We start from the raw sequence: 19,150 nt of genomic DNA, 5'->3' as shown, positions 1-19,150 counted from the left end.
ATCAGTGTTTCTGAAACGGCTAGATATTGCAGGCTTTAAATCCTTCGCCGAGAAGTCCTCTGTCGATTTTGTCCCTGGCGTGACAGCTGTTGTCGGCCCGAATGGGAGCGGCAAAAGCAATATTACAGACTCCATCCGCTGGGTGCTTGGCGAGCAGTCCGCGAAGTCCCTGAGGGGATCGAAAATGGAGGATATCATCTTTGCCGGGAGCGACAGCAGGAAATCGCTGAATTTTGCAGAGGTGACCCTGACCCTTGATAACGAAGACCAGTTCCTCCCGCTTGATTATAATGAAGTGAGTGTTACGAGGAGAGTCTACCGCTCAGGGGACAGTGAATTTTATATAAACAGCCAATCATGCCGCCTGAAGGATATCATCGATTTGTTCATGGATTCAGGCCTTGGGCGGGAGGCATTCTCCATTATAAGCCAAGGGAAGGTAGAAGAAATCTTAAACAGCAAGGCTGAGGACCGGAGGAGCATTTTTGAAGAAGCGGCCGGAGTCCTGAAATATAAAACAAGGAAGAAAAAGGCTGAGGCCAAGCTTCTTGAAACCCAGGAAAACCTGAACCGGGTGAATGATATCGTCTATGAGCTCGAAAGCCAGGTGGAGCCGCTGAAGATCCAGTCTTCCATCGCCAAGGACTACCTGCAGCAAAAAGAAGAGCTGGAAAAAATCGAAGTTGCCCTTACAGCCTTTGAGATTGAGGACCTTCACGGAAAATGGGAGGCTCTTTCCGCCGTGCTTGAAAAGCTGAAAAAGGAAGAAGAAGCTTTGGGCGGTGCGATCGGGGAAAAGGAAGCTGAAATCGAAGTGGCAAGGGCAGGAATTGCAGACCTTGATGAGTCCATCAATGATCTGCAGGGTGTGCTGCTTCATGCCAGCGAGGAGCTGGAAAAGCTCGAGGGCAGGAAAGAAGTCCTCAAAGAACGGAAGAAAAATGCTTCCCATAATAAAGAACAGCTGAAGAGAAATATAGAAGAGCTGGGGGAAAAGGAAGCTTCTCTTAAAGAAAGAAAAGCAATGCAGCAGGAGATTGCCGATGTTCTTCAGAGAGAGGCAGCTGAGCTTCAGAAAAAGCTGAGAGAAAAACAGGCTGAGCTGAAGCTTTATAGTGAAAATACCGAAGAAAAAATCGACTCTCTCAAAAGTGATTATATTGAATTGCTGAACAGGCAGGCTGCTTTTAAAAATGAATTTCAATATATCGGCCAGCAGCTGGCCCAGCAGGGAGCAAGATCAACCCGGCTTGAGTCAGACAATGAAAAGTTTCTTTCGGAACGAAAGCAGATAGAAGACCAAAAGAAAGAAATCATTGGCAGGCTTGAACAGATACAGGGCGAGCTTGAGGAACAGGTCCGCCTTTTCAAGAATGAGCAGGCAAAGACCGAATCTTTGAAAACGAACTATCAGAAGCAGGAAACGACTCTTTACCAGGCCTATCAGTATCTTCAGCAGGCCAAGTCCCGCAAAGATATGCTGGAAGAGCTGGAGGAGGACTATTCCGGCTTCTTCCAGGGAGTCAAAGAAGTGCTGAAGGCAAGGGGCGGCGCACTTAAGGGCATTGAAGGTGCAATCGCTGAGCTGATTGCGGTGCCGAAGCAGTATGAGACTGCGATTGAAACCGCTCTTGGCGGTGCGATGCAGCATGTTGTGGTAGCGAACGAAGAGAATGGCCGCAGCGCCATCCAGTTCCTGAAAAAGCATTCATACGGCCGGGCGACCTTCCTGCCGCTGAATGTCATTAAAGGAAAGTCGCTGTCACAGGGCCAGCTGCAATCGCTAAAGCTGCATCCATCTTTTATCGGTGCTGCCGCTGACCTGGTATCTTTTGATTCAAAGTATGAAGAGGTCGTTAAAAACCTTCTCGGCAATGTCATAGTTTCAAAGGATCTAAAGGGAGCCAATGAAATGGCAAAGATCCTTAATTACAGAAGCCGGTTTGTCACAATGGAAGGCGATGTTGTAAACCCGGGCGGCAGCATGACAGGCGGCGCCGTCAAGCAAAAATCCTCTTCTTTGCTCAGCCGGAAGACAGAGCTTGAAGAGCTGAAAGAACGTTTGGCCGAAATGGATTCCAAGACGCAGCTGCTGGAAGAGCAGGTGAGAAGGGTCAAGGGAGACATAAACAAGCAGGAAGAACTGATTGAAAACCTGCGCAGATCCGGTGAAGAACTGAGGCTGAAGGAAAACTCCCTGAAGGGCGATCTCCGGGAAGTGGAGATGGCTGAGAAGAACATAAATGAACGCCTTTCCTTGTATGATATGGATAAGTCGCAATCTGCCGAAGAGTCCCAGAAGCTTTCAGCCAGGAAATCTGCACTTGAGCTCGAGCTTGAGAAGATGCAAAAAAGCATCACTGGCCTGGAGGAAGAAATCGAGGTGCTCACACAGCAGAAAAACACTAGGATGACCTCCAAGGAAACGCTCATGGACATGATCGGCGAGCTAAAGATTACGCTGGCATCCAAGAACGAACAGCTGAACTTCGCTAAAGATACTTTCGCGTCCATTGAGGGAGAGCTGGCGGAAACATCAGAGAAGCTTCAGACCTTCAAGGAAGATTTGTCGCTGCTGTCATCAGAGCTGACCAGCAGCTCTTCAGGAGAAGAAGTGCTCGAGGAAGCCGCAAGGAAGAAGCTGAAAGATAAGCAGGAAGCCATTGACTTGATTTCTTCCAGGAAAGAGGAGCGCCTTAAACTCCAGGAAACACTTGAAGACCTGGAGCTTTCAGCCAAGGAGCTCCGCCGCCTTCATAAGGGCATGACTGAGAGCATGAAGGATGAGGAAGTGCGATTGAACAGGCTGGATGTTGAACTGGATAACCGCCTGGCCCATCTCAGGGAGGAATATCTGCTTACCTTTGAAGCAGCCAGGGAGGAGTATCCGCTCCACATTCCTGCTGAGGAAGCACGCAAAAAGGTTAAGCTCATCAAATTGTCCATTGAGGAGCTAGGGACAGTGAACCTGGGTTCCATTGAGGAATATGAGCGCGTATCAGAGCGCTATGAGTTCCTGCTGGCACAGAAGAATGATCTGCAGGAAGCGAAGGACACTCTCTTCCAGGTAATTGATGAAATGGATGAAGAAATGAAAAAAAGATTCAGGCAGACATTTGAAGGAATCAGATTCCATTTTGAGTCTGTCTTCCAGGCGTTGTTTGGCGGAGGCAGGGCAGATCTAAAGCTGACACAGCCTGACGATCTGCTAAATACAGGCGTTGACATCGTTGCCCAGCCGCCAGGCAAGAAGCTGCAGAATCTGGGGCTCTTATCAGGCGGGGAGAGGGCGCTCACGGCAATCGCGCTGCTATTCTCAATCCTGAAGGTGCGCCCCGTACCGTTCTGCATCCTGGATGAAGTGGAGGCTGCGCTCGATGAAGCCAACGTCCAGCGCTTTAGCCAATATCTGAAGAGATACAGTGAGGAAACACAGTTTATCGTCATCACCCACCGCAAAGGGACGATGGAAGAAGCAGACGTCCTGTACGGTGTAACGATGCAGGAATCAGGTGTTTCAAAGCTTGTCTCAGTCAGACTTGAAGAAACCCGGGAGCTTGTTCCGCAATAGACAGGCAAAATATGCCGGAAAAGGGGTGTACGCTCTTTTTCCGGCGATACATACAGATGAATGAGAAGGAAGTGAACAGATGAGTTTCTTTAAAAAACTGAAAGATAAAATTACGAAGCAAACCGATACAGTGACAGAAAAATTCAAGGATGGCCTGACAAAAACGAGGGATAATTTTTCCGGCAAGGTCAATGATCTTGTAGCGAGGTACAGGAAGGTTGATGAGGACTTCTTCGAAGAGCTTGAGGAAATTCTCATTCAGGCTGACGTGGGCTTTGACACGGTCATGGAGCTTGTAGAAGAGCTGAGAATGGAAGTGAAGCGCAAAAACATCCAGGACCCGCAAGGCGTGCAAAGCATCATTTCCGAGAAACTGGTTGAAATATATGAGGGAAGCGGGGAAGCATCTTCCGCTTTGAATATCCAGGAAGGCGACCTGACAGTCATCCTGTTCGTAGGTGTGAATGGGGTCGGCAAGACAACCTCAATCGGCAAGCTGGCGCATAAGTTCAAGTCTGAAGGAAAAAAGGTGCTCATGGCCGCAGGGGATACTTTCCGTGCTGGGGCCATCGAGCAGCTTGAAGTCTGGGGAGACCGGGTCGGCGTCGAAGTCATCAAGCAGGCAGAAGGATCTGATCCGGCAGCTGTTATGTTTGATGCCGTCAGGGCTGCGAAATCAAGGAATGCAGATATCCTTCTTTGTGACACCGCAGGACGCCTGCAGAACAAGGTCAACCTGATGAAGGAGCTTGAAAAAGTCAAGCGGGTGATTGAAAGGGAAATCCCCGGCGCCCCGCATGAAGTATTGCTCGCCCTTGATGCAACAACAGGGCAGAATGCCATGATCCAGGCAAAAACCTTCAAGGAAGCAACAGATGTGAGCGGAATCGTCCTGACAAAGCTTGATGGCACCGCAAAAGGCGGCATCGTCCTGGCCATCCGCAAGGAACTCGACATTCCCGTCAAATTCGTCGGCCTCGGAGAAAAAATGGACGACCTGCAGGAATTCGACGCAGAACGCTATGTCTACGGGCTATTCGCTGACATGGTCGAGAATGCGGAAGAGTAAATGATAAAAGATCAGCAGCTGCAAATGCAGCTGCTTTTCAGTTTGGAGAAAAAGGTAGCATTAAAAGTTTTTTTGCTGCCCTTTGCCTTTTATTCAGTAAGAACCAACTTGCTGCAAAATTAATTTGAAACCCGTTGATTGGAGTGGAAGGCACGTAGACTCCTGCGGGATTGCAGCGCCGCCCCGCGGAAAGCGAAGTGCCTGGAGCGGAAATCAACATACTTCATTTGCGAGCAAAACTCTTTTTAAAATGTTCTGGCAGTCTGCAAAAACGCAGCCTGTTTTTTTGTGCTTAAAAATGGTTTTTTTTCTCAATCCCTGTAGGGGAATCCTGATTTATTTCGTCTATTATACATGAGCCGGCACCGCTTGCCGGAAAAGCAAAGTCAGCAATAGATTTATATTTTCAAAGAATTGCAAACTTTTGCCGGCTCCTGTTCGTCTATTGTAGTGGAATAATAATCTGGGGGGAGTTTTTTTGCGTAAACATACAAAAGCAATCATTGCTGTGATTGCTGCATTGCTGCTGTTTCTTATCTTAAACCAGCCTGCTTATGCAGCACCGGCAGACATCAGCATTTCAGTAGATGCAGGCCTGGACGGAAAAGTTAAAAGGGGAAAAGGCTTTCCCTTGACTATCAAAGCTGAAAATACAGGAGAGGCGTTCAGCGGGGATCTGCTGATTGATTTTCACCCTTCCTATAATTCCGGCGGAGCCATGAGCATCAAGGCAAATCTGCCGGAAAATTCTTCGAAAACCTTTCACATAACAATACCGGGCAATTCGGAGGACCACCCATCATCATATCAGAACCTCCCTGCCATCCACCTTTATAAAGGGAGCTGGAAGGACGGGAATAAAGTCAAGTTCTCCGGCGACACGAAGCTGAAGGCGAAATACATAGAAGGCGGAGAAATGACAATGGGCATCCTGAGCGAGGACTATGACCGGCTCAAGGAGCTGAGGATCCTTCCCTCTGCAGCGGTAGAGACACTTGAGCTGAAAAAAGAACAGCTGCCTGAAGAAGGGCTCGGGCTTGAAATGCTCGACTATCTCCTGCTCGACGAATTTGCTGTTTCCGACCTGACAGAGGCCCAGCAAAATGCCATTAAGGATTGGGTTGGGAATGGTGGAATACTGATTGCCGGTGCAGCTCCTGATGCAGGCCAATCCCTGGGTGCCCTCTATACTCTTCTGCCGATGAAGCCGGATAAAGAAGGGAAGTCTTCTGCCTCCTTTCTTGCGGATAAAGGAGAGAATGAGCCTCCTTTCAAGGAGCTGCCTATGTTTTACGGCCCTGTCGAAAATCAGGCGGAAATCCTCTCGCTTAGTGGGAATGTCCCTGCAGCAGTGAAAGCTGACTATGGAAGCGGCACAATCCTGCAGACTGCCTTTTCACTCGGCGATGAGCCGCTGTCTTCCTGGACTGGCTACAGCAGGTGGTTTGGCGGGATTCTGCAGTCAGTCCCTGCACCATCTGCCGCAGGAAGCCAGTATGGACCGGATATTTATGATCCGCTGACCTATGAATTTGCTGAAGCGAATGAATATTTCCCTGCTTCCAGCTTTTCAATTGGTCAGCTCTTGCTGCTGCTCATCGGCTATATAATCGTCATTGTCCCGATCCTTTATTTTATTTTGAAGAAGCGGGACAAACGCGAACATGCCTGGTGGATCATCCCTTCTTTGGCTGTGCTGATGTCAGTGGCCATTTTTGGCATCGGGGCAAAAGACAGGCTTGGACAGCCTCAGGTCAATCAACTGGGCGTCTATAAAGCAGTGAACAGCCAGCTTATCGGTATTCAGGCGGCAACCCTGCTTTCAAACACAAGCGGTGAATATGCATTTTCTGTTCCCCGCGGGGAATTCAATGCGATTCCCAGCACTTTGAACAGAGCGGGGACAGATCATTCCGGCGGCGGTGTCATTGAACAGAGCCGCAAGGAAACGAGGATTGTTTTTAATGCAGTAGAGTATTGGTCATCCAGGACCATATTCGGCAAATCGCAAAAAGAAAAGGAAGGCGGCCTGGAGGCTGATCTGACGCTTAAGGACAAACGGCTGTCAGGCACTGTGACAAATAGCTTTCCATATGATTTTGAGGAGCTGTATATATGGACCGGCTCGAATAAGATCAATGTCGGCAGCCTGAAAAAAGGTGAAACACTGAAAGTCGACGAAAAAGTGAAGAATGACTTTCTCACCGCCCCGTATATGTCGGGCGCCGGCTATGGCTATCCGGGGCCGAACCAGGATCTGGATCTCATGAAGAAAGAAAGGCTTGAATATGCTGCATCTGCCTTCCTTTTCTCAGGGAGCGGGACTGCTGAAGGCCCGATGCTGGCCGGACTTACGAAGGACAGTGTCATTGAGGCGGATCTTCTGTCCAAAAAAGAAAAAGTTTCGGGCCTGAATCTCATCTTTGAACCATTTGAAGCGAAGGTTGATTTTACAGGCGAGTTTTCCCTGTCCAATGAGGTGCTTGATACCGAGCTTGAGGCGGTGCAGGGCATGGTTTACGAAAAGAACGTCAATGGCAGCAAAGATCAAATGATGGCTGATGATGGGGAATATCAGTTCATTGCATCTCTGCCTGCACAAGTGAAAGGAAAATCCCTGGCATTCAGTGAGCTGTCCGTATCGACGAAGGCCAAATTTGCTGAATATGCAGTCCTGAACCATGAATCTGGCGAAATGGAGCCGTTCGAATCAAAGCTCACTATCCAGGAAGATATCGGACGCTATATTGGCAAAGATGGAAAAGTGGTTGTCCGCATTATCAAGACATCGAAGGACCCTCAAATCACGATGCCGAAAATAACGATTAAAGGGGAGGCATCCTAATGATAGAGATTATTGATTTAACAAAGAGATATGGTAAATTTACAGCCCTGAACAGCTTGAACCTCCAAATAGAAAAAGGTTCGGTCTTCGGGTTTGTCGGCCAGAACGGCGCAGGCAAATCGACCACCTTCTCTATTCTGGCGACACTGTTGGCGCCTACATCTGGAACCGCCTATGTAAATGGCTATAATGTCGCTGACGAGCCGAAGATGGTTCGCCGGCAAATCGGCTATATGCCAGATTTTTTTGGTGTTTATGATCAGCTGAAGGCAGAAGAGTATCTCCATTTTTACGGTGCCAGCTATGGGATCGATTTTAAGGAAAGGGAAAAGCTTATTCCCCAGCTCCTGGACCTGGTCAACCTTGAGCACAAACGCGATTCTTACGTTGACCTGCTCTCAAGGGGAATGAAACAGAGGCTCTGTCTGGCAAGGAGCCTCATCCATGACCCGGAAGTCCTTATCCTCGATGAACCTGCATCAGGGCTCGACCCGCGGGCGCGCGTGGAAATGAGGGAGATATTGAAGGAGCTGAAGGACATGGGCAAGACCATTCTTATTTCTTCACATATCCTCCCGGAGCTTGCAGAAATGTGCGACACGATCGGGATCATCGATCAAGGGATGCTGGTAGCAGAAGGGTCAGTCACAGAAATACAGGCAAAACTGCGCGGAGAGAAACTGATCATGGTCAAAGTCCTTAAGGATGTGCACAAAGCCTTTACATTCTTTGAGGACACTCCCGGTGTGAGCGGGCTAAGACCCGGGGAAGGTGAAAATTTACTCCAGTTTGTCTACAAAGGGGATGATGCCGGCCAGATTGCTCTGCTGAAAAACGCGATAGAAGCCGGTCTTTCAATTGCAAGCTTTGCAGAAGCGGAAACCGACCTTGAAGATGTATTCATGGAAATTACGAAAGGAGTGGAACTTTCATGAAAAATTTTGCCGTAAATCCCGTCCTGAATAAAGAAATAAAACTGCGGTTCCGCTCGTTCAAGAGCTTTCTCGGCGTATTATTTTATCTCCTGGCATTAGGAGTTATTATATTGGGTTTCATTTTTATTAATATGATGTCGAACAGCCAGGGGTATTTCAAGCCTGACCAGAGCAGGGAGATGTTCATTGTCCTGTCCTTTCTGCAGCTTGCCCTGATATTGTTCATTACACCCGGGCTGACAGCAGGGGTCATCAGCAGTGAAAGAGAGAGGCAGACCCTTAATATCATGCTGACGACGACACAGAGCTCCGCGAGCATCATCATCAGCAAGCTCGTATCTGCTATTTCCTTCCTGCTCCTGCTTATCATAGCCAGCCTTCCGCTTTACAGCATCGTATTCCTGTTTGGAGGGGTATCTCCTGGACAGGTGGCCCTGACACTCGGATTCTACATCTTTACGATCATGGTTTACGGCAGCCTTGGGGTATTGTTTTCAACGCTGATCCGGAAAACAGTCGTTTCTATGGTTACAACCTATGGGGCCACACTTTTTCTGGTCGGTGGAACGGCATTTCTGACGATGATTCTGATGCAGTTAGGGAATATGAATCCAAATGTGCAGACAGACAGCCCGTTTGCTTATTTTACCGCCATGCTGAATCCTGCCATGGTCCTTCTCGGCATTTTTACACCTGACTTTCTGAGGGAGCTTGCTAATGAGACAGGAATCGAATTTCCGCTCTGGATCGCCCACCTGATCGCAAGCTCGGTGATTTTTGTGCTGGCGCTGCTGATCAGCATAAGAAAGCTCAGGCCAAATATGAAAAAGGGATAGGAGTTGTCAGCGTATGGCCAAACAAAACAGGGAGCAGTTCTTAAATCTGCTGAAGCCTGTCCGGCGCCAGCTTCTCTTTGCAGCTGCAATGAAGGAGCTTCAGCTTCTCCTTTTTTACGGAGGTGCCTCCATACTTATCGTCCTGCTTTTGGCCCGGACGGTGGTCATCACGGATCTGCCGGTATATCTTTTTGCAGCTGCTCTTGCGTCTCTATCTTTTTCTTTCTGGAGGTTCTGGATCCGGAAGCCGGGCTTTCGGGAGGCAGCTGCCGTTTACAACCGCTTTGTACCTGATGACAGGGTGCTTACGGCATACTCACTATTGAACAGCGAAGGGCTAATGGAGCTGCTGCAGCTTGAAGAGGCCTTAGCTTATATGAAGAGGGACCAGGCATCTGTCCTGAAACGCAAAAAGCAGTTCTTCTACCCTAAATGGTTCCTCGGAGCGCTGGCTGTTCTTCTCGCAGTTTCAGCCGCCGCTTTTCTTCCCAGCACGAAAATGGAAAGAGCAAGCCAGCTTGACGAAGAAAAAGAAATTGTAGAATCCGCTGAAAAACAGCTCAATGAAAAAGCAGAGAAAGAGAAGAATCCGGAAACAAGGAAGCTGATAGAGGAAACGGCAGAAGAAATCAGCAAGCTTGACTCTGCCGCAGAGGCTTTGAAAGAGCTTGAAAAAAAGAATAAGTCGCTGGAGCTGCAGAAAATGAAGGAGCAGGAAAGGCAAAGGAAGCTAGAAAGAACTAAAAGCCGGCTTGATAATGCCGGCTTAAGCTCCCTTGCGGCTGCACTGGATAACAAAGACCTGAACAAAGCGATGGATGAGCTGAAGGAACTGCAGAAAAATCTGGAGGAACTTTCAGATAAGCAAAAAGAAGCTCTCCAGGAGCTGGCTCAAAAGGACGGGCCTTTGACAGATGAAGAGCTCGATAAGCTGGCACAGCAGCTGGAGCAAGCCTTAAACTCCTCCGATGCATTGTCCAGGCTCGCTGCCGCACAGCAGGCTGTCGGCCAGGCAGGGACAAAACTCCACAGCCAAATGTCTGCTAATGGAATGAATCCGGGACAGCTGGCTCTCTCAGGATCCACCGGACAGCCCGCCCCCGGGCAGAGTCCTGGCCAGAGCACAGGCACGGGCGCCCAGCAGCCTGGCAAAGGAAACGCCGGGAATGGATCCGGAAGCGGCTCAGGCACCGGCTCAGGTTCAGGTTCAGGTTCAGGCTCAGGCTCAAGCGGATCGGGTTCATCCTCAGGCGGAATGGGATCAGGTGCCGGACTTGGCCAAGGCTCGAGGGAGCTCCTGACTGTGCCGGAAAGGATTACGGGCCAGGTGAATACGGAAACTGATTCAGGCCAATTAGGCGATGGAGGGCCGGCCGGACAAAGCGAGGGAGCCGGGCCCATCCTGCGGGGGAGCGCCAGGCCGTACAGCGAAGTCTATGAATCTTATGAAAGATCTTACCGGGAAAGCTCTGAGCGCTACAAGCTGCCTGATGAACTGGCAGAAATCGTAAAGAACTATTTTACAAATATAGATCCTGATGGAGAGTGAGAAATATGGCGTCAATTGAAGAGAAAGCAAACCAATTTAAAGAAGCAGCCGCTATCCTGGATAAAGTGAAGGAAGAAATCAGGTCATTTATCGTCGGGCAGGAGGACGTGATCGATCAGGTGCTGTGGAGCATCATCGCCGGCGGCCATGTACTGCTTGAAGGCCTCCCCGGCATGGGGAAGACCATGCTGGTCAAGACAATATCGGAAAGCATGGATCTGAAGTTTTCGCGGATCCAGTTCACTCCTGACCTCATGCCATCCGATATAACAGGAACCATGCTTCTGCAGCCTGACGGGAGCGGGAAGCAAGCTTTTGTTTTTCATGAAGGGCCTTTATTTGGAAACATCATTCTCGCAGATGAAATCAACCGTGCGACGCCGAAAACACAAAGTTCGCTGCTGGAAGCGATGGGGGAAAAAACAGTCACAATCATGGGTGAGACAAAAATGATGGACCGCCCATTCTTTGTTCTGGCTACCCAGAACCCGATTGATATGGAAGGGACCTATCCGCTTCCTGAAGCACAGCTGGACAGGTTCATATGCAAAATTCAGGTCTCATACCCGACGAAGGAAGAATTGAAAGAGATCGTATTAAGGACGACAGGGACCCGGACTGCCTCCGTTCAAAAAGCAGCTGCAAAAAAAGATGTATTGGAGATCCAGGCTTTGGCGAAGGAGATTCTGGTCAGTGAAGAAATGATTGATGCAGCTGTATCGATCATTTCAGCCACACATCCAGAGTCGCCGGATGCAACGGGGATGGTCAGGCAGTACATCCAGTTCGGGAGCGGCCCAAGGGGACTGCAGAGCCTGATCATGATGGCGAAAGCAAGGGCAATGTCACAGGGGAGATACCATGTTTCCATGGGAGATTTAAGGAAGGCAGCGCTCCCGGTGCTCCGCCACCGCCTCATCGTAAACTTTGAAGCTGACAGCAGCGGCATTTCGGCAGATGAAATCATCCGGGATCTGGTCGAATCCAGAAATCCTGCCAGGGATGGCCGTCAGCATGCATAAAGGAGGCGGACTTCTTTCAAGGCTGCAGAAAAAGCGCCTGCAGGTCAAAACGAAGAAGCGCGGCGCCCATAAAGGGACAAGGCAGTCCAGCGGCTTTGGTTCTTCTCTTGAATTTTCCGATTTCAGGCTCTATCAGCCGGGAGACGATGTCAGGCAAATCGACTGGAATGTTTTCGGTCGCACCCAAAAGCATTATATAAAGCGGTTCCTCGATGAACAGGAGATTTCAGCTGCTGTTTATCTGGACACATCCTCTTCCATGCAAAGCATTGACCAAAAATGGAAGCTGGCTAAAGAATTGGCCGCCTCACTCTGCTATATCGCCCTTTCAGGTGGAGACAGGCTCTATTTCGCCTCTTTGCCCTCTGGAAGTAAAGCCTCTCTCAGAAGAAAAGGAGCCAATTACAGCAAGCAGGTATATGCAGAAATCCTCCAGCTGGAAGGTGCCGGAATCAATGAGGGTTATTCAGACCATTTAAGCCGTGCCCTGCAAAAAAACCAGCAGCTGTCCATCCTCATTACCGACACTATGGAGCCGCTCAGCGTTCTTGAGTCTGCAATGAAAAGGATAGGGGCCATGAAGCAGGATTTCTGGCTGCTGCAGATTCTGGCTAAGGAGGAAGCCGAGCCGAATTACAGTGGAGATATCAGGCTGATTGACAGCGAATGCAGTACTTCTGTTAATGTCAGTATGAATCCCGTGATTGTTGATGGATATAAGAAGAGGCTGGAAGAGCATGGCAGGCAGCTTGAGGCGGCCTGCAGGAAATATGGGGGGCAGTTTGTACCGATTACAGCTGACACAGACATCCAGACCATTTTATTGCGCATCCTGCCTGGTAAAGGCATGTTGAATTGAGGTGAAACACGATGCTCTTTTTTGGCCCGATCTATTTTTTATTAGGCTTTTTTATCATCGCCTTTATATTATTCTACTTTTTCCGGAAGCAGTTTGATGAGAAAATCATTCCTTCCAATATGCTTTGGGTGGAGGCAGTGAATGAGTGGCAGGCATCGCCCTGGCTGAAGAAGCTTCAGCAGAATCTATTATTCTGGCTGCAGCTTCTCGCCCTGCTGCTGCTGCTGTTCGCGCTGGTCCGGCCTTACTGGTTAGGAGAAGAATTAAAGGGGAGCCGCTTGATATTTGTTGTCGATCCCTCTGCATCCATGCTTGCTGAAAGAGATGGTGAACCGGTCTTTGAGAAGGCAAGGGAGAAGATGCTTTCGCTTGCCGGCAGCATGGCCGGCCAGGAGGTTACTCTGATAAGAGCCGGGGAGAATCCGGAGATCCTCCTGTCGGGGGAAAAGGAGAAAGCTGCTGTTAAAAAGTCAATCAATGCTCTTGAAATTACTTATGAGCATGAAAACATGACTAAAGCGCTGCAGCTGGCCAATTCTTTGGCAGATGCAGAGAATTCAGCTATATACATATTTTCTGATGGATTTGAAAAAGAAGCAGCCGCGGCCCTGGATGAAGGAAATTATACAGAAGTCCATAATTTCGGAAAAGAAGGGCAGAATCTTGCGCTTTTATCTTTTGGTGTTGTCCGGGAAGGCGAGGGGATTGCCGGAGGGGCTTCCGTTGAGAACCAGTCAGCGGAGGAGGCCGCTTTTTCCTTCCGGATACTATATGAGGGCCAGGTGCTCTTTGAACAGGAAGTGGAGATTGAAGGAAACGGGCAAACTGTAGTCCAGATTCCCGGACTCCCCGAGCATCCGTATTATAAGGCAGAAATAAAGGCGGATGATGCTTATCAAGCCGACAATGAGCTGACAGCGATCTATAATGAGCCGAGCCAAAAGGTGATTGCCGTTGGCAGCATCAGTCCATTTGTGCTGAAAGGCTTTGAAACATGGGGTGCTGAACTGGTTCAGGCCGATCCTTCAACAGCTGCAGCCGGGGAAGAAGGCATATACCTTGCAGATGCCGGCAGCCTTGAAGCCGCAGAGGGAAGGCCTGTAATCATCTTCAATGCGGAAACGGGAAGGGAAAAGCTGGAAGAACTACCGGAGGCCGCGGATGATCCGATTCTTGAACATGTGGGGGCCGAGAGTATTTTCATTGATTCCTCGTACGAGCCGCTTAAAGGTGATTGGGAAACCCTCCTGCAGTCAGGCGGGCGCCCTCTGATCCAGAAGGGAACACAGAATGGGACTCCGGCTTTGCTGATCAATTTCGCTTTGGAAGATTCTGATTGGCCATTGCAGCCCGGTTTTCCGGTCTTCTTGTATAATGCCTATCAATGGCTGGCTGCCCAGTCAGATTTTCTTGGCTATTTTTCACCAGGGGAAGAGAAGTGGCTCAATGCAGGGGCTGGCTCTGGTTCACTGGATATTTACAATGATGTAAACGAAAATCTATATTCACTGGATCTGGCAAAGGAAAACTTTGCTGCTCCCTATAAGCCGGGAGTCTACCAGGCTGCCGCAGGGGAAGAACATTATTTTTTCTCTGTCCTGCTTGATGACAGGGAAAAAGCTGCCAGGCATGCCTCTTCCTTTACAATGAATGATAAAAGTGCTTCAAATGGCTATGAGGAAAAAGAGCAGGACGGACTTTGGTTTTGGCTCGCATTATTCGCTTTCATCCTGATAGCAGCAGAATGGGAGGTGTTCAGGCGTGGGAATAGAATTTAAACATCCTTTTATGCTTTTGCTCATCATTCCTTCCCTGCTCCTGGTATTCTTGTACATCAAGACAGCAAAGGGCAGGGGAAATAGGAAGGGAGCAGCTGTGATGAGGGCCATCGTGTTCATTCTGCTTGCCTTTGCGCTGGCTGTCCCTTCAATCAGACTGCCTGCTCCGGGAAAAACGGTGGTTTTCATCGCCGACCGCTCTGCCAGTGTGCAGGGCAGGGAAGGAGAGCTGCTGGATTTCATCGATGCCGGAATTCAGTCCAAAGGAAAGGAAGATTCATATGCCGTGATCTCGGCTGGAGAAACAGCTGCTGCTGAAAGCTCTCTGGCCAGTATGAAGGGGGAGTTCCGGGAGTTCAGTACTGACACCGGGAAGGGTGAAACGAATCTCGAGGCAGGCATTCAGCTGGCTTCGACTCTCATGCCGGAGGAAAACCCTGGGCGGATTGTCCTTTTATCAGACGGAAGGGAAACGGCCGGAAGCAGCCGTGAAGCGGCAAAGCTTTTGAAGAACCGGGGGATAGAGCTTGATTATGTCCTGCTGGACAGCAGCAGGAAAGAGGACATGTCCATTTCCAGCCTGGAAGTCCCTCCGGCCTTATATGAAGGTGAAGAAGCATCCATTACAATGGCGATAGACAGCAATTCTTCAAAAGAAGCTGATTTAAGGCTTTCTGTAAACAGCCGGGAAGTCCTGAAAGAGAGTATCACGGTTAAAGAAGGAAAAAATGTCTATACCTTCAAGCACAAAATCGATGAAACAGGCTTATCCGCAATCAAGGCTGAAATTTCCGCTGAAGGGGATGGATTCATAGAAAACAATAGCCTTCAGTCTGCTGTCAATATTAAAGGGACTCCCAAGGTTTTGATCGTAGAGCAGGAAAAAAGCCAGCTTGAAAACATACTGGACGGGTCAGGACTTCTGGCGGATTCCATCGTGCCGGAAAAACTGCCTACCTCACTTTCCGGGTTTCTTCCCTATCAGTCCATCATTTTCAATAATATACCGGCAACGGTGGTTTCCGAGAATCAGATGATGCTTATCGAAAAGGCTGTAAAGGAATTTGGCTCAGGATTCATTATGGCGGGGGGAGAGAACAGTTTTGGTCTTGGCGGCTATTTCAAAACGCCGATTGAAAAGCTGCTGCCTGTCAACATGGATATTAAAGGGAAGAAGGAAATGCCCTCCCTCGGCCTTATGATTGTAATGGACCGTTCTGGAAGCATGGCAGGGAGCAAGCTGGAACTGGCAAAAGAGGCGGCAGCAAGATCAGTTGAACTCTTGCGAGAGAAAGATACTTTGGGATTCATAGCATTTGATGACCGGCCGTGGGTCATCGTGGAAACCGGACCGCTTGAAGATAAAAAGGACGCGGTGGACAAAATTGGCTCAGTCACTCCCGGGGGAGGCACGGAGATCTTTACTTCCCTCGAAAAAGCATACGAAGAGCTGGAGAACCTTAAGCTCCAGCGGAAGCATATCATCCTCCTGACAGACGGGCAGTCTGCCAGGAGCACTGATTATGAAAGCATGATAGAGACGGGGAAAGAAAACAATATTACTCTATCGACTGTGGCGCTTGGAAGCGATGCCGACCGGAATCTGCTGGAAGAGCTGGCTGGGCTTGGTACCGGGCGCTTCTACGATGTCACGGATTCATCGGTGATTCCGAGCATTTTATCAAGGGAAACTGTTATGGCGACGAGAACATATATCGAAGACAATCCTTTTTATCCATCTTTGCGGCCGTATCCGGAATGGGGCGATTTTTTTGCAGGCGGCGTTCCGCAGATGAATGCCTATATTGCTTCTGAAGCCAAACAGGGTGCAGAGGTCCCCCTTCTCAGTGAGAAAGAGGATCCGATCCTGGCTCAATGGCAGTATGGCATCGGCCATACGATCGCCTTTACTTCGGATATAAGCGGAAAATGGTCGGGGGACTGGGCCCGCTGGGAAAAATGGCCGCAGTTCATCAATAAACTCGCCAGCATTTCACTTCCAAAATATGAGAGCGAAGCTTACAGCCTTTCAGTCCGAAGAGAAAACGAAGAAACTGCCGTTTTGCTTGAAGGAAACAGCAAGGCTGCCCTCCCTGCAGAAATAGCAGTTATTTCAGATAGCGGGGAAAAAATTGATGCAAGCACTAAACTGGCAGCTCCCGGCAAGTACGAAATTAAAATGCCTTCAGAGCCTGGCATGTTTTATGTCAATATCAGCCAGCAAAGCCTGTCGGGAGAAACAAGGACCTATAAAACCGGCTTTACTCTCCCGTATTCAGAAGAATATTTGATGCAAAAAGAAAATGAAGGACTCCTTAAGGAAATCTCTGCCTTGACGGGAGGAGAGCGGCTCGAAGCAGGCAAGGAGGCATTCCGCCCGCTGAAGGCAGGAAGTTTTGAAAAGGCATCAATCAGTGAATGGCTGCTTCTTGCTGCATTCCTCCTCTTCTTTGCGGAGATAGCGGCCAGGAGGTTCGGGCTCAGGCTGATTCCGGACAGACGAAGGACCAGGAAGGCTGCAGCGGCCGGTGGAAGCCGGCCATTAGAGAAAACAGCTGCCAAAGTTCGGGCGGCCGACCGGCAGAAAGGCGTCCGGGTTCCGGAGTCCCGCGCTCAGGTAGCAGAGCCCGCCGCGCGGCAGGGTGAGGTCCGGAAACCAAAAGGACGCTCCGGAGCAAGCATCAGTCCGGATGAGCGGGAAGAGAGAATGAAACGCCTGCTGGAAGCCAAAAAGAGGAAACGCTGACAAAGGCCGAAGAAGCGGCGCCGGGCCCGGATTTCCTTGACACAGTTTGGGGTTCTGTGTAAACTGTTTTATTGTAAAGGCTTTTCACTTAACAAGGGGGAATGAGCTATGCTGGAGAAGACGACGAGGATGAACTATCTGTATGACTTTTATCAGTCGTTGTTGACGCCGAAGCAGCGGAGCTATATGTCCCTGTATTATCTGGATGATTATTCGCTCGGTGAGATTGCCGAGGAATATGACGTCAGCCGGCAGGCAGTGTACGATAACATCAAGCGTACCGAAGCAATGCTGGAGGAATATGAAGAAAAGCTGCTGTTATTTCATAAATTTCAACAGCGCAGCAAACTTATTCGCGAAATGAGAACTTTTCTTGAAGAAGGCAGTCCTTCCCATCAATTTCTGATGGAAGCAGTGGCTGAGCTAGAGAAATTAGATTAGGAGGCGGCATATATGGCATTTGAAGGATTAGCCGACCGACTGCAAAATACGATACAGAAGATCCGCGGCAAAGGGAAAGTATCCGAGGCGGACGTCAAAGAGATGATGCGCGAAGTGCGCCTGGCCCTTTTGGAAGCAGACGTCAACTTTAAGGTTGTCAAAGAGTTTGTGAAAAAGGTCAGCGAGCGTTCAATCGGCCAGGAAGTGCTGAAGAGCCTGACGCCGGGCCAGCAGGTTATAAAGGTTGTTAAAGAGGAGCTTACCGAACTGATGGGCGGGGAGCAGAGCAAAGTGGCGGTATCCAATCGCCCGCCGACCGTGATCATGATGGTCGGGCTCCAGGGTGCCGGTAAAACGACCACCACAGGGAAGCTTGCGAACCTGCTCCGTAAAAAGCATAACCGCAATCCGCTGCTGGTGGCTGCGGACATCTACCGTCCGGCTGCCATCAAACAGCTTGAAACGCTCGGCAAACAGATCAATATGCCTGTATTCTCTCTCGGCGACCAGGTCTCGCCTGTTGAGATAGCCAGGCAGGCCATCGCCAAGGCGAAGGAAGACCACCATGATTATGTGCTGATCGATACGGCAGGGCGCCTTCATGTGGATGAAGCCCTCATGGATGAGCTCAAACAGATCAAGGAGCTTTCCAAGCCGGATGAGATCTTCCTTGTCGTAGATGCAATGACAGGGCAGGATGCAGTGAATGTCGCCCAGAGCTTCAACGAGCAGCTGGGGCTGACAGGCGTTGTCCTGACAAAGCTTGACGGCGATACACGGGGGGGAGCTGCGCTTTCCATCCGTTCTGTTACCAGCACGCCGATCAAATTCGTCGGACTCGGGGAAAAGATGGATGCAATTGAAGCCTTCCATCCGGAAAGAATGGCGTCCCGGATACTCGGCATGGGAGATGTCCTCACCCTGATCGAGAAGGCTCAATCCAATGTTGATGAAGAAAAGGCAAAAGAGCTCGAAAAGAAAATGCGGACTGCTTCCTTTACCTTTGATGACTTCCTTGACCAGCTTGGCCAGGTCCGCAATATGGGGCCGCTGGATGAAATTCTGAAAATGATGCCCGGCGCCAACAAAATCAAGGGGCTTAATAATATGCAGATCGATGAAAAGCAGATCGCGCATGTCGAGGCCATCATCAAATCGATGACAAAGGAAGAGAAAACGCATCCGGAAATCATCAACGCGAACCGCCGGAAGAGGATTGCGAAGGGCAGCGGCAGGACCGTACCCGAAGTGAACCGTCTTCTCAAGCAGTTCGAGGATATGAAAAAAATGATGAAGCAGATGACAGGAATGCAGCAAAAGGGGAAAAAGAAAGGCTTCAAGCTGCCTTTCAATCCGTTTTGATTTTTGTCCCTCTGCACCTGGAAAGCATGTCCCGGCATGCTCAAAAGCACGGCTGAAAAGCCGCGGGAATCAAGTTTTTATAACATGTAAAGAAAAAACACTTTACAAACCATTTATCTATTGATATTATACTATCT

The 19,150-nt window shown here is 49.5% G+C and carries 12 protein-coding genes; all 12 read left to right on the top strand.

Annotated elements, in window-relative coordinates; genetic code table 11:
- Nucleotides 1-4: 4 nt before the first annotated feature.
- The gene (smc, locus tag RBB45_RS11545; protein ID WP_009795944.1) at nt 5-3,571 is read left to right on the top strand and encodes a chromosome segregation protein SMC; all 3,567 of its coding nucleotides are present in this window, start codon (nt 5-7) and stop codon (nt 3,569-3,571) included.
- A 79-nt stretch (nt 3,572-3,650) separates the two neighbouring features.
- Nucleotides 3,651-4,640: a signal recognition particle-docking protein FtsY gene (ftsY, locus tag RBB45_RS11540; protein ID WP_009795943.1), complete on the top strand. Its 990-nt coding sequence runs from the start codon at nt 3,651-3,653 to the stop codon at nt 4,638-4,640.
- Nucleotides 4,641-5,118: 478 nt separating this feature from the next.
- Entirely contained in the window at nt 5,119-7,485 is a 2,367-nt protein-coding gene (locus RBB45_RS11535) for a hypothetical protein (protein ID WP_224950203.1), read from the top strand.
- The gene (locus RBB45_RS11530) at nt 7,485-8,420 is read left to right on the top strand and encodes an ABC transporter ATP-binding protein (protein ID WP_101547477.1); all 936 of its coding nucleotides are present in this window, start codon (nt 7,485-7,487) and stop codon (nt 8,418-8,420) included. Before RBB45_RS11535 ends, RBB45_RS11530 begins: the two co-directional genes overlap by 1 nt.
- A complete protein-coding gene (locus RBB45_RS11525) occupies nt 8,417-9,256 on the top strand; it encodes an ABC transporter permease (protein ID WP_009795939.1) in 840 nt (279 codons plus the stop codon). The genes RBB45_RS11530 and RBB45_RS11525 overlap by 4 nt, the downstream gene beginning before the upstream one ends.
- A gap of 13 nt (nt 9,257-9,269) precedes the next feature.
- Nucleotides 9,270-10,805, top strand: a complete 1,536-nt coding sequence (locus RBB45_RS11520; RefSeq protein WP_224950205.1) for a hypothetical protein — start codon at nt 9,270-9,272, stop codon at nt 10,803-10,805.
- 5 nt (nt 10,806-10,810) lie between these two features.
- Nucleotides 10,811-11,827: an AAA family ATPase gene (locus RBB45_RS11515; protein WP_009795937.1), complete on the top strand. Its 1,017-nt coding sequence runs from the start codon at nt 10,811-10,813 to the stop codon at nt 11,825-11,827.
- On the top strand, nt 11,820-12,686 hold the full coding sequence (locus RBB45_RS11510; RefSeq protein ID WP_022543709.1) for a DUF58 domain-containing protein: 867 nt from the start codon (nt 11,820-11,822) through the stop codon (nt 12,684-12,686). Before RBB45_RS11515 ends, RBB45_RS11510 begins: the two co-directional genes overlap by 8 nt.
- Nucleotides 12,687-12,697: 11 nt before the next feature.
- The gene (locus RBB45_RS11505; protein ID WP_101547479.1) at nt 12,698-14,464 is read left to right on the top strand and encodes a vWA domain-containing protein; all 1,767 of its coding nucleotides are present in this window, start codon (nt 12,698-12,700) and stop codon (nt 14,462-14,464) included.
- The gene (locus tag RBB45_RS11500; protein ID WP_224950206.1) at nt 14,448-17,210 is read left to right on the top strand and encodes a VWA domain-containing protein; all 2,763 of its coding nucleotides are present in this window, start codon (nt 14,448-14,450) and stop codon (nt 17,208-17,210) included. The genes RBB45_RS11505 and RBB45_RS11500 overlap by 17 nt, the downstream gene beginning before the upstream one ends.
- Before the next feature lie 108 nt (nt 17,211-17,318).
- Nucleotides 17,319-17,651, top strand: coding sequence for a putative DNA-binding protein (locus RBB45_RS11495; RefSeq protein WP_009795933.1), 333 nt, complete (start codon nt 17,319-17,321; stop codon nt 17,649-17,651).
- Nucleotides 17,652-17,663: 12 nt separating this feature from the next.
- A complete protein-coding gene (gene ffh, locus RBB45_RS11490) occupies nt 17,664-19,013 on the top strand; it encodes a signal recognition particle protein (RefSeq protein WP_009795932.1) in 1,350 nt (449 codons plus the stop codon).
- The last annotated feature ends 137 nt before the right edge of the window (nt 19,014-19,150 follow it).

This window comes from Bacillus sp. MMSF_3328 (genome assembly GCF_030733525.1).
GTDB classification, from domain to species: domain Bacteria; phylum Bacillota; class Bacilli; order Bacillales; family Cytobacillaceae; genus Bacillus_AB; species Bacillus_AB infantis.
Note: the sequence above shows the minus strand (reverse complement) of the source record. Positions and strands in the feature narration are given on the sequence as shown.